The 12,314-nt window shown below is 75.2% G+C and carries 7 protein-coding genes; 6 read left to right on the top strand and 1 reads right to left on the bottom strand.

Going from position 1 to position 12,314, the window contains the following annotated elements; all coding sequences use genetic code 11:
* Positions 1 to 69: 69 nt before the first annotated feature.
* From LIX60_RS22810 to LIX60_RS22785, 6 genes are all read left to right on the top strand, one after another.
* The gene (locus LIX60_RS22810) at positions 70 to 1,539 is read left to right on the top strand and encodes an FGGY family carbohydrate kinase (protein ID WP_095757422.1); all 1,470 of its coding nucleotides are present in this window, start codon (positions 70 to 72) and stop codon (positions 1,537 to 1,539) included.
* A gap of 261 nt (positions 1,540 to 1,800) precedes the next feature.
* Positions 1,801 to 1,965, top strand: a complete 165-nt coding sequence (locus tag LIX60_RS22805; RefSeq protein WP_227960146.1) for a hypothetical protein — start codon at positions 1,801 to 1,803, stop codon at positions 1,963 to 1,965.
* Positions 1,966 to 1,977: 12 nt separating this feature from the next.
* A complete protein-coding gene (locus tag LIX60_RS22800) occupies positions 1,978 to 2,910 on the top strand; it encodes a DUF6338 family protein (RefSeq protein ID WP_227960145.1) in 933 nt (310 codons plus the stop codon).
* Entirely contained in the window at positions 2,907 to 6,476 is a 3,570-nt protein-coding gene (locus tag LIX60_RS31795) for a CHAT domain-containing protein (RefSeq protein ID WP_227960144.1), read from the top strand. The genes LIX60_RS22800 and LIX60_RS31795 overlap by 4 nt, the downstream gene beginning before the upstream one ends.
* Before the next feature lie 364 nt (positions 6,477 to 6,840).
* On the top strand, positions 6,841 to 8,604 hold the full coding sequence (locus LIX60_RS22790) for an ABC transporter ATP-binding protein (RefSeq protein ID WP_227960143.1): 1,764 nt from the start codon (positions 6,841 to 6,843) through the stop codon (positions 8,602 to 8,604).
* A 41-nt stretch (positions 8,605 to 8,645) separates the two neighbouring features.
* Positions 8,646 to 10,601 carry an ABC transporter ATP-binding protein gene (locus LIX60_RS22785; RefSeq protein ID WP_308102087.1) on the top strand — a complete coding sequence of 652 codons (1,956 nt, stop codon included), beginning with the start codon at positions 8,646 to 8,648 and terminating at the stop codon, positions 10,599 to 10,601.
* Positions 10,602 to 10,742: 141 nt separating this feature from the next.
* On the opposite strand, the gene LIX60_RS22780 is transcribed toward LIX60_RS22785, so the two are convergent.
* Positions 10,743 to 12,308, bottom strand: a complete 1,566-nt coding sequence (locus tag LIX60_RS22780; protein ID WP_265584909.1) for an FG-GAP and VCBS repeat-containing protein — start codon at positions 12,306 to 12,308, stop codon at positions 10,743 to 10,745.
* Between the last annotated feature and the right edge of the window lie 6 nt (positions 12,309 to 12,314).

Genomic DNA, 12,314 nt, shown 5'->3' with positions numbered 1-12,314 from the left:
GGGCCGGGGGTGGCGGGCCGGGTGGCGCCGACAGGTGGTGGTCACAGCGGTAGGGCATCATCTGGAGCCATGGGGATCGTTGCCGGATTGGACAGTTCGTCCGACTACACACGGATCGTCGTCTGCGACAGCGGCACCGGTGCCGTCATCAGACAGGGGTACGCGCCGCATCCCGGTGACGGCTACGCCGGGGCGGGCGGGAAGCGGACCGAGATCGATCCCCAGTCCTGGCTGGTGTCGCTGGGCGAGGCGGCGGCGGGCGGTGTGCTCGAAGGTGTCCAGGCCATCGGGGTCTCCGCCCAGCAGCACACCCTGCTGACGCTGGACGCCGCCGGAGAGCTCGTCCGGCCGGCCCTGCTCGGCAACGACAAGCGCGCCCAGGCCGCGGCCGCCGATCTGGTGGACGCCCTCGGCGGCCGCGCCGCGTGGGCGGAGGCCGTCGGCTCCGTACCGGAGGCGGCGCAGCCCGTGGCGAAACTGCGCTGGCTGGCGCGGAACGAACCGGAGTCCGCGGCCCGGACGGCCACCATTCTCCAGCCGCACGACTGGCTGGTCTGGCAGCTGATGGGGCGGCCGCCGCGCAAGACGACCGACCGGGGCGGCGCCTCCGGCACCGGCTACTGGTCGGCCGCCACCGGCGCCTACCGGCCGGACCTGGTCGAACTGGCGCTCAGACGGCAGGTCGAACTGCCGGACGTCCTGGGCCCGGCCGAGGCCGCCGGCTACACCCCCGAAGGGCTGCTGATCTCCCCCGGGACGGGCGAGACGATGGCGGCGTCGTTCGGGCTGGGCGTCGGGCTCGGGGACGCGGTGGTGTCCCTGGGGGCCTCCGGGTCGATCTTCGCCGTCCACCACGAGGCGCTGGTGGACCCGACGGGGACGATCACCTCCTTCGCCGACGCGACGGGGATGCATCTCCCGGTGGTGCACGTCTCGAACGCGGCCCGCGTCCTGCGCGGCACCGCCGAGCTGCTGGGCACCGACCCCGAGGGGCTCTCCCTGCTGGCGCTGAAGTCGACGCCCGGCTCGCACGGACTGGTGCTGCTGCCGTATCTGGAGGGCGAGCGCACGCCGTATCTTCCGCACACCGCCGGCACGCTGTCCGGGCTGCGCCGGGAGAGCATGAAGCCGGAGCACCTGGCGCGCGCCGCGTTCGAGGGGATGCTCTGCGGGATCTCCGACGCGCTGGACGTGCTGCGCGGGCGGGGCGTCCAGGTACGGCGGGTCTTCCTGCTCGGCTCCGCCGCGGCGCTGCCCGCCGTCCAGGCCATGGCCCCGGCGCTGCTGGGCGCCCGGATCGTCATACCGCAGCCTGCGGACTACGCGGCGCTGGGCGCGGCCCGGCAGGCGGCCTGGGCGCTCGGGGTGGCACAGGGCACGCTGTCGCCGCAGGAGCCGCCGCAGTGGCAGGGTGCCGCGGCGGAGGTGCTCGACCCGGGCGACGACCTGGCGGTCGGCCAGGCCGTGCGGCAGCAGTACGCGGCGGTGCGGGAGCAGACCTATCCGGGAGCGTTCGGCCCGTCCGGGCCCGCGTACTGAGGCCCGTCCGGGAGCGGCGGGCCGGGCGGAGGGCTGCTCCGGCGGACGGGGCGGCCGGCCGCTCGCCGGGGGCGCCCGCCCCGCGTACTGACGAGGCGTCCTCCGCCGCCCGGTGCCGCCGACCGCCTGTCGCTCACCGTTCGCCGCAGGGGCCCGGCCGTGGTGATCGGGTTGTCCGGGGTTGGGCGGGGTCGGTATGTTCCGGGGCCTCTGGTGAACCGCGCGCGGCTGGTGCGTGGTGGGGCGGGCGGGAGGACGAGCGTGGCATCCGGGACTCCGGCCGGGGATCGGCCCGGCGACAGCGAGGACGACTTCTACGACGACGGGGACGAGCGCGACAGCGGCATCCGCGAGAAGGGCCCGGCGGACACCTCGGGTGAGATCGATGACACCGGCACCCCGGACGTCCCCGGCAGCGGCGAGTAGCGACGGATCCCCGTGACGGTCTTCACCGCCTCGGTGGCGGTCGTGGTCTTCGTCCTGCTGGTGATTCCCGGGATGGTCCACGAGTTCGCCCGGGAGCGGGTCGGCCGGTCCTACCCGGAGACCGCGTTCCGCGAGGCCTCCAGAATCCTGGTGGCCGGCGCTTTCTTCACCACGGTCTCGCTGTGCCTGCTCGCCCTGCTGGGCACTGCCCGGCAGGGACTGCTGCCGGACGCGGGCGCGTGGCTGGCCCGTCCGGCCGGACCGGACGGCTACCCCGCCCGGCACCTCCCCGTCATCGCCCGGACGGTGCTCCTCCATGTGGCGCTGGCGTGCGTGCTGGCCTGGGCGGCGGGGCGGCTGGGGCACCGGCCGTCCCGCTCGCGCTACCACCCGGTGCATCCCTGGCGGCTGGTGTTCGACAAGGACCTGCCGGACGACCGGGTTCCCTATGTGTCCGTCCGGCTGCAGGACGGCACCCGGGTGTCGGGCTACGTCCGGCACTGGCCGGCCGCCTCGGCCGATCCGGCGGACGCCGTGCTGGTGCTGTGGAAGCCCAAACTGACGGTGAAGCCCAAGGGGGGCGCGGTGATTCCGCTGGACGACTGGGACCGGGTGGTCGTACGGCTCGATCAGTCGGCGTATCTGCAGGTCGCCTACCGGCCGGTGGCCGTGTCCCCTTCGGCGGCGGCCGTCCCCTCCCCGTCGGCGGCTGGTTCTCCGCCGGTCCGGCCGCCGAACGCCAGGCCGCCCGGGCCTCCCCCGCGGGCGTTACCGCCGCCTCCCGCCGCGCCACCGCCTCCCGCCGCGCCGCCCCCGCCGTCCGCCGCACCGCCGGTCGTACCGGCACCGCCCACCATCCCGCCGCGCCCCACCATCCCGCCGCGCCCCGCCGCTCCGCCCCGGCCCGGCGAGCCGCCCGCCGCGACCGCGGAGGCGGGACCGTGACGGGGGCGGAGGTGACGCCCGGCGAGGCCGGGGCCTTCCTCGACCGGGTGTACGCGGCACCGGACTGGCCCGCCACCTGCCGCCTGGCCGTCTCGGACGGCATTCCCGTGCTGGAGACGGCCGTCGCGCTGCTGGACCGGTGGCTGGCCGACCCCGGACTGGCCGAGCGGCAGCGGCACTTCGAGCACCACCACGTCCTCGGCCGGGTCCTCGCCGTCGGTGCCGGTGAGGCGGCCCGCGAGACCGATGCCTTCAATCCGGTGGGGCACTTCGCCATCGCCGATCTCACACGCCGTCTGAAGGAAGCCGCGTCGGCGGGTGACCGGGTGGTGTACGCCTCGGACCTCGGCGTATGGCTCGTCCAGCGTTTCGACGCGCTCGGTGCCGGTGCCGACCTCGACCGGGCGCGGCGGGTCCTCACCGCCGTCCGCGACGCCGCTCCGGCCGCCCCGCACGCGGCCGGGGAGCTGCTGCGCGCTCTGGCCCGTACCGAGATCCGGCTCTTCCGGTCGCGCCGGGACCACGGCGCGCTCGACCGCGCCATCGGCACGCTCACCGACGCCCTCGCCACCGCGCCCGACGGGGAGGACCGCGCGGTCACCCTGCTGGCGCGGGGCAACGCGCTCGGCGACCGCTATCCGTGGCAGGGCGATCCCGGTGATCTGCGCGCGGCGGCGGAGGACTACGAGACGGCGTGGCCCGCGGCGGCGGGCGACCCGGACCTGCGGCACCGCATTCTGGGCAACCATCTCGTGCTCCTGCACGACCTGTACCGGTTCACGGGGGACGAGACGGCGCGAGCCCGCGCCGAGGAGCTCCGGGCCCGCGCGGAGGCGGAGCCGGCGGACGGGACTGCGGATTCCACCGGGTCGCCGGACGGAGCGGGGGACGCCGGAAGTCCGGCGGACACCGGAAGTCCGGCGGACGCCGCCGTCGAGGCGGTGCAGGCCGCGATGACCGAGGAGGACTGCACACGGGCCGTCACCGTGCTGCGGGCCGAGCTCGGCCGGCTGCCGCGCCACTGTCCGCGCCGTGCCTCCCACGCCCACGACCTGTCCGCTCTGCTGCTGCGCCAGTGGCGGCAGACACAGCGGCCCGAGCTGATGCACGAGGCCGTGGCGGCGGCCGGTGACGCGGTACGGGCCGGGGCCGGCACCAGCGACGAGTGGGCCTTCCGCTACCAGTACGCGGAGAGCCTGCGCGAGCGCTCGTACCTCACCGGGGCCTTGGAGGACCTGCGGGAGGGACGGCGGGTGCTGTTCACCGCCGCGGAGACGCTCCCGGAGAGCTCGCCGGAGCGGGCCTCGCTCCTCGGGGCCGTGTCGGGCAGCCATCTGTCCGAGTACCAGCGCGGGGGCGACCGGGCCGAGCTGCGCGCGGCCGAGGCGGCGGCCCGCAGGCAGCTCGGTCTGCTGCCAGAGCGGCACGCCGAGCGCGCCCTGGCGATGGCCTCCCTGGCCAACCTGCTGCGGGCACGGCACCGGGCCACCGACGACCCGGCCGACCTGGAAGAGGCGCTGTCCCTGAACACCGGGGCGCTGGAGTTCCCCAACACCGACGAGGACGAACGGGAGCGGATGCTCTCGGACCGCGCCGACATCCTCCTCAGCCTGCACCACCTGGGCGCGGGCGGGGACGGCGACGCGGGCGGGGACGGCGACGACGGTTACTTGTCCAGGGTGGAGGAGATCACGCGGGCCCTGGCGGAGTCCTCCCCGCGCGAGGAGATCCGCCGCTCGGCCCGGATCACGCTGGTGGAGGCGCTGGGCTCCCGGGTCGGGGAGGGCGACGGGGCGGCGGCCCGCGAGCTGATCGGGCACGGCCGCGAACTGCTGCGCGCCGGGCTCGGGGTGATGAGCCTTCCGTCGCTGATGGCACATATGGCGGCGTCCTGGCTCACCGTCTCGGACGGCGCGGGGACGCGGCGGGCCCGGGTGCGGGCCCGCCGGCGCGGTCACGCGTACTACCGCGACGCCATCCGGCTGGGGCACTCCGTCACCCCGAGCACCGCCTTCCGTGCGGCGCTGGATCTGGCCGTCCGGTCGGCGGAGCGCGGGCACTGGGAAACCGCCGCGGCGTCCGCGCGGCAGGCGGTGGAGAGCGCCGGCCGGCTGCTGGCGGAGCAGCGGACCGACGCCGACCGGGAGAGCCGGCTCCGCCGGGTCACGGCCGCGTACGGGCTGGCCGGGTACGCGCTGGCCCGTCTCGACCGGCCCGCCGAGGCGGCCGCCGTACTGGAGCGCGGGCGGGCCCTGCGGCTGCGCTCCGCGCTGCTGACGCACGAGAGCGTCGACCGGCGGGCCCGCGCGGCCGGTGCGGGCGGGGCCGCGGACGAGTTGCGGGAGGTGCGGGCGCGGCTCGCCGGCCTCGCGGAGACCCGAGACGACCCGTTCGCCGGGCTGCGCGGCGCGGAGGAACACCGCCGGGACCGGGCCCGGCTGGCCGGGCTGCTGCGCCAGATCGGTACGGCCGCCGGCATGCCGCCACCGGAGCCGGGGATCGGGAGCGGGGAGACCGCGCCGCTCCCCCCGCTCCCCGAGGGCAGCGCACTCGTCCATGTGCAGACCACCGATTTCGGCACCGCGCTGATCGCCCTCCGCGCGGGGCGGTACACCGCCCGCGCCCTGCCGGAGCTCCGTTCCGCCGAGCTGCTGGCCGTACTGGAGCCCTATGTCGCGGCCTACCGGGACCGCCGCGACGAGCCCGCCGAGGAGTCGCACCGCCGGTGGCGCCGGCAGCTCAACGCGCTGTGTGGCTGGGCCGGAAGAGCGCTCGTCGGGCCGCTGGCCGAGCTGGTGGGCGACGCGGCGGAGGTGATCGTGGTGCCCGGCGGTCTGTGGTCCCTGGTCCCCCTGCACGCGGCGGTGGTGCCCGCACCGTCCGGTGGCCGTACGCCCGCCGCGCGGAGGCTGCTCCTCCGGTACGTGCCGACCGCCGCGACCCTGTTCCGGCCGCTGGACGACGGTACGGAAGGCGACGGCTCGGGCGTCGTGTTCGTCGACGACCCCTCCGCCGGAACGCCGGACGCCCTCCGGGCCGGGGAGTCCGAACGCGCGGCCGTGCTCGGCGCCTTCCCCCGGTGCCGCACGCTCGCGGGGGCCCAGGCGCGGCATGCGGCGGTGCGCTCGGCCCTGCGCACGGCCCGGGTCGCCCATGTCTCCAGCCACGGATACGTCAACATGTTCGAGCCCCGGGAGAGCGCCCTCGTGCTGGCCGACGAGGATCTGACCGTGGGGGAGCTCCTCGACGAACCGGGCGCGGCCCGCGGCGAGCTGGCGGTGCTGTCGGCGTGCGAGACGGCGCTGCCGGGTACCGGGCTGCCCGACGAATGCACGGGCTTCCCCGCCGCCTTCCTGCAGCTGGGCTGGCGGGGCGTGATCTCCACGCTGTGGAGCGTGGACGAGGAGTGGACCGGCAGGCTGATGGGGCACTTCTACACCGCGCTGACCGGGGGCCTCTCCCCCGCCGCCGCGCTGCGCACCGCGCAGGAGGCGCTGATGACCAGGGAGGACGGGACGGTCCGGGCGCCCTACTACTGGGCCGGGTTCATCTATTCGGGCCAGTGACGGCCCGAGGCACGCCGTGCTCGCGCTCGCCGTCCCGTGGCACCCCGCTCTGCGCGGGCGTGCTCTGCCGGGGCTCACTGGGGAAGACGGTTCCGGGCCGCCGGATGGTTGCCTCTGTACGCCATGCGCGTAAGCGGCCCGGCTTTGCCGGAATTCGAGCGCGTTCGACGGCCGGATGACGGAGGATTGCGACGCGCTTTCGACCGGCGGCCCCCGGCCGCCCCCGGCCGGGCCCGCCCGGGGCCCGGTCTCCGTCCCCGCCCCAGGCGTTCCCGTCCGCCCGTCCGGTCCCCCGCGCCGCGCTACCGCCCCACCGCCTCCCCCTCCGCCCGCCGCCCGCCGCCCGCGCCGATGAGAGATCCCCGTGCTGTTCCGACTGATGCGCTCCCGCCTCGCCCCGTACCGGCGACCCGTGCTGCTGATCGTCCTGCTCCAGTTCACGCAGACGCTCGCGGCCCTCTACCTGCCCGCGCTCAACGCGGACATCATCGACAACGGCGTGGTGAAGGGCGACACCGGGCACATCCTGCGCACCGGCGGTGTCATGGTCGCGGTCACCCTGGTCCAGGCCGTGTGCACCATCGGCGCGGTGTACTTCGCCGCCCGGACCGCCATGGCCGTCGGCCGGGACGTCCGGGCCGCCGTGTTCGACCGGGTGCAGAGCTTCTCCTCGCGGGAGGTCGGCCACTTCGGGGCGCCCTCGCTGATCACCCGGACCACCAACGACGTCCAGCAGGTGCAGATGCTGGTGCTGATGTCGTTCACGCTGATGGTCGCCGCGCCCATCATGGGCGTCGGGGGCATCGTGATGGCCCTCGGCCAGGACGTGCCGCTGTCCGGCCTGCTGGTGGCCGTGGTGCCGGTGCTGGGGATCGCGGTGGCCGTGGTCGTGCGGTTGCTGCGCCCGCTGTTCCGCCTGGTGCAGGAGCGGCTGGACACCGTCAACCGGGTGCTGCGGGAGCAGATCACCGGCATCCGCGTCATCCGCGCCTTCGTCAAGGACGACTACGAGCGGCTGCGCTTCGAACGGGCCAACGCCGAGCTGACCGACGTCTCGCTGAGCACGGGCCGGCTGCTCGCGTTCATGTTCCCGCTGGTGATGACGGTGGTGAACGTCGCCGGGGTGGCCGTGCTCTGGTTCGGCGCCCACCGGATCGACAGCGGCGGCATGCAGATCGGCGCGCTGACCGCCTTCCTCTCCTATCTGATGCAGATCCTGATGTCGGTGATGATGGCCACCTTCATGTTCATGATGGTGCCGCGCGCCGAGGTCTGCGCCGAGCGAATCCAGGAGGTGCTGACCACCGAGCCGGGCGTCGTCCCGCCCGCCGACCCGGTGCGCGTCCTGCGCCGCCACGGGACGCTGGAGCTGCGCGGCGCGGGCTTCAGCTACCCGGGCGCCGAGGACGCGGTGCTGCGGGACGTCACCCTGACCGCCCGGCCCGGGGAGACCACGGCCGTGATCGGCTCCACCGGCAGCGGCAAGAGCACGCTGCTGCACCTCATACCCCGGCTGATCGACGCCACCGAGGGAGAGGTTCTGGTCGACGGCGTGGACGTGAGGCGGCTGGACCCCGTGCTGCTGGCCGAGACGGTCGGGCTGGTGCCGCAGAAGCCGTACCTCTTCTCCGGCACGGTGGCCTCCAATCTCCGTTACGGCAATCCCGAGGCGACCGACGAGGAGCTGTGGCACGCCCTGGAGGTCGCCCAGGCCCGGGAGTTCGTCGAACGGCTGGGCACCGAGGCGGCCGAGGGGGGAACCGGCTCGGGTCTGGAGGCGCCCATCGCGCAGGGCGGCTCCAACGTCTCCGGCGGGCAGCGGCAGCGGCTGGCCATCGCCCGCGCCCTGGTGCGGCGCCCGGAGATCTACCTCTTCGACGACTCCTTCTCCGCCCTCGACTACGCCACCGACGCGGCGCTGCGGGCCGCTCTGGCGCGCGAGACGGCCGAGGCGACGGTGCTGATCGTCGCGCAGCGGGTGAGCACCATCCGCGAGGCCGACCGCATCGTCGTCCTCGACGAGGGCCGCGTCGTCGGCACCGGCACCCACCGCGAACTGATGGCGGGCAACGCCACCTACCGGGAGATCGTGCTCTCCCAGCTCACCGAAGAGGAGGCCGCGGCGTGACCGCGCAGCAGACCCCGGCGGCCCGCCGTCCCCCGGCGCCCCTGCCCGGCCCGGCCGGGCGGATGATGGGCGGCCCCGTCGAACGGTCCATGGACTTCAAGGGCTCGGGACGGCGGCTGCTGCGCCGGCTGCGCCCCGAACGGGCGGTGCTCTACGCCATGCTGGCGATGAGCGCGGCCGGTATCGCGCTCTCCGTGATCGGGCCGCTCATTCTGGGCCGCGCCACCGACCTGGTGTTCGCCGGGGTGATCGGCCGGCGGACGCCGGAGGGCGCCACCCAGGACGAGGTGGTGGAGAACGCGCGCCGCGCGGGCGACGGCAACATCGCCGACATGCTCTCCGCGATGGACTTCACCCCCGGGCAGGGCATCGACTTCGACGCGGTGGGCGCCGTCCTGCTGACCGCGCTCGCCGTCTACGCCGCCGCCGGCCTCTTCATGCTCGTCCAGGGCAGGCTGGCCGCGCTCGCCATCAACCGCACCGTCTTCCGGATGCGGGAGGACGTGCAGGCCAAGCTGTCCCGGCTGCCGCTGGCGTACTTCGACCGGCAGCCGCGCGGCGAGGTGCTCAGCCGGGCCACCAACGACATCGACAACATCGCGCAGACCCTCCAGCAGACCATGAGCCAGCTGCTCAACGCGCTGCTGACGGTGGTCGGGGTGCTGGCGATGATGTTCTGGGTGTCGCCGCTGCTGGCCCTGGTCGCGCTGGTCACCGTGCCGGTGTCGGTGGCGGTCGCGGCGGCCGTGGGCAAGCGGGCGCAGCCGCAGTTCGTGGCGCAGTGGAAGACCACCGGGCAGCTCAACGCGCACATCGAGGAGATGTACACCGGGCACGCCCTGGTGAAGGTCTTCGGGCGGCAGCGGGAGTCGGCGGAGGCGTTCCGCGAGCAGAACGAGGCGCTGTACCGCTCCGGCTTCCGGGCCCAGTTCATCAGCGGGATCATGCAGCCGGCGATGATGTTCATCGGCAATCTCAGCTATGTGCTGGTGGCGGTGGCCGGCGGGCTGCGGGTGGCCTCGGGCGCGCTGTCCATCGGGGACGTGCAGGCGTTCATCCAGTACTCGCGGCAGTTCAGCCAGCCGCTGACGCAGGTGGCGAGCATGGCCAACCTGCTGCAGTCGGGGGTCGCCTCGGCCGAACGCGTCTTCGGGCTGCTGGACGAGGAGGAGCAGGAGCCGGACGGGCCGTCGCCGGCGCCGCTCCCGTCCCCGGCGGGGCCCGGGCGGTCCGCGGCGCGCGGCGGCCGGGTCGCCCTGGAGCACGTCGCGTTCCGCTACCGGCCGGAGAAGCCGCTCATCGAGGACCTGTCGGTGACCGTCGAGCCCGGGCAGACCGTCGCGATCGTCGGTCCGACCGGCGCCGGCAAGACCACCCTCGTCAATCTGCTGATGCGGTTCTACGAGGTGACGGGCGGGCGGATCACCCTGGACGGCACGGACATCGCCGCGCTGCCGCGCGAGGAGCTGCGCTCCCGGATCGGCATGGTCCTCCAGGACACCTGGCTGTTCGGCGGCACCATCGCGGAGAACATCGCGTACGGGGCGGCGGACCCGGGGGCGGTGAGCCGGGAGCGGGTCGAGGAGGCGGCGCGGGCCGCGCACGCGGACCGCTTCGTCCGCACCCTGCCCGAGGGCTACGACACCGTGATCGACGACGACGGCACCGGCGTCAGCGCGGGCGAGAAGCAACTCCTCACCATCGCACGGGCGTTCCTCTCCGATCCGGTGATCCTGGTGCTGGACGAGGCGACGAGCTCCGTCGACACCCGCACGGAGGTGCTGATCCAGCACGCCATGGCCGGGCTCAGCGCGGGGCGCACGAGCTTCGTCATCGCGCACCGGCTGTCCACGATCCGCGACGCCGACGTCATCCTCGTCATGGAGTCCGGCGCGATCGTCGAACAGGGCACGCACGAGAGCCTGCTGGCGGCGGGCGGCGCCTACGCGGGGCTGTACGCGGCGCAGTTCGCGGAGGCGGTCGCGGAGGTGGACTGACGGTGGGACGGGACCGGGGGCCGGGCGGGGCCGGGCCGGGGTCCGGGCCGGGGTTCCGGGCCGGGGTTCCGGGCCCGTGCGGGCGCCGTACGAGGCCCGGCCCGGCCCGCCCCGTCCCGTCCCGGCACCGGACCGGTTTCCTCAACCGCCGTCGCCGGCACCGGCAGTGTCGCCGTCCAGGAACGGTGTGGTCGTGAAGGCCGTCATGTTCCCAGGTCCGGTCCCCCGGGTGATCCACCAGTGCGTGGGGTCCTCGCCGTAGAAGTCGAACAGGCTGTGGGCCGCCCAGTTCAGGACGAGTTCGTCCCGGCCGTCGCCGTCGAAGTCGGCGGCGCCGTACGGGCGGGCCGTCCGCTCCCCGGCGGGCACCGCGCGGCTTTTCCCGGGCTTGCCGCTCTTGCCGCTCTTCCCGTCCGGCTCGCCCGGCACGCGGGCGGGGCCGCGGCGCAGCACCTCCGTGCGCCGGTCGCCCTCGCCGTCGAGCAGGTCGATCAGCAGGGCCCCGTCGTCGGTGGCCACCAGCAGCGCGTCGCGTCCGTCGCCGTCCGGGTCGGCCGCGCTGTAGCCGCCCGGCCCGTACGGTTTCCGGGTCTCCGGGAGCTTCACCGTGCGCGGGGAACCGCCCGTGCCGGGATGGACCGCCAGGGAGGCGTGCACCTCGGGTGCCTCGGTCCGGTAGCCGGGCTCGTCGTTGCGGCCGCCGTCGTCACCGACGGCCAGATCGCGGAGGCCGTCCCCGTCGAAATCGCCGAAGGCCACGGCGTTGCCCTTGCGCACTTCCTCGCCGGAGGCGGCCAGGCCGCTGCCCCGGCGCGCCGTGTAGAAGAGGCCGCCGACCTGTTCGCCGTCGCCGCCCCGGTGCACCAGCAGGCCGGTGGCGCGGGGCTCGCCCGTGGGGTCGATGTCGTCCGCGATCAGCCGGCGCGCGTCCCGCGTGCCCGGACGGGTGTCGGTGCGCGCGGGGACGCCGGAGCGGGAGAACGGGCCGTGGAGGATGAGCACCGCCGTGCCGTCCTGCCGCAGCGCCGCGAGGTCGTGGTGGCCGTCGCCGTCGAAGTCACCGCGCACCGCCGCGTCGAGGCCCCCGGCGCCCGTGTTCCCCGCCGGGCGGACGGTGGTCGGCGGGGTGCCGTCGCGCGGTCCGGCCGGGCCGGCCGGTCCGCCCCAGCTCACCGCGAGAGCGGAGCGCTGGGCGTGACCGCCGGTGTCCCGCTGCGCCTCCGCCCGCGTCAGGGGTTCGCTGTACTGGGTGACGAAGTCGGGGTAGCCGTCGCCGTCCAGATCGGCGGTGGTGATCTGGGCCGGACCGATCCCGTTCCGGGGCGCCCGGTCCGGCTCCCGCGGGCGCGGCACCAGGCTCGCGCGGTCGTGGACGGTCCGCGTGGCGGGGTCCGGGCCCCCGGCAGAGCCGAAGACGACGGCCACCCGGCGTGGTGTCCGCTCGCTGGTCCCGGAGCCGCCGCCCACCGGGATGAGCAGGTCGCGGTGGCCGTCGCCGTTGATGTCGTCCGGATCTTCCGAGCCCTTGCCCTCGGCGGGCGGGCGGGAGGCCGTCGGCGTGGCCACCGGGTCTCCGTTCTCCTCCGTACCGCCGGAGGAACTCCCCGACGGGCGCGCCCGCTCGGCGGTCCCGCCGCCGCAGGCCGTGAGCAGGGCCAGGACGGCGCAGGCCACCAGGGCGCGGGCGGGGATGCTTCGGCGTCTCATGTCCTC

This window comes from Streptomyces sp. S07_1.15, assembly GCF_020739505.1.
Lineage (GTDB): Bacteria > Actinomycetota > Actinomycetes > Streptomycetales > Streptomycetaceae > Streptomyces > Streptomyces xinghaiensis.
Note: the sequence above shows the minus strand (reverse complement) of the source record. Positions and strands in the feature narration are given on the sequence as shown.

What these genes read in the sequence shown, in the direction of transcription:
- LIX60_RS22810 (WP_095757422.1), top strand. Translation starts at nt 70, where the DNA reads ATGGGGATCGTTGCCGGATTGGACAGTTCGTCCGACTACACACGGATC.
- LIX60_RS22780 (WP_265584909.1), bottom strand. Translation starts at nt 12,308, where the DNA reads ATGAGACGCCGAAGCATCCCCGCCCGCGCCCTGGTGGCCTGCGCCGTC.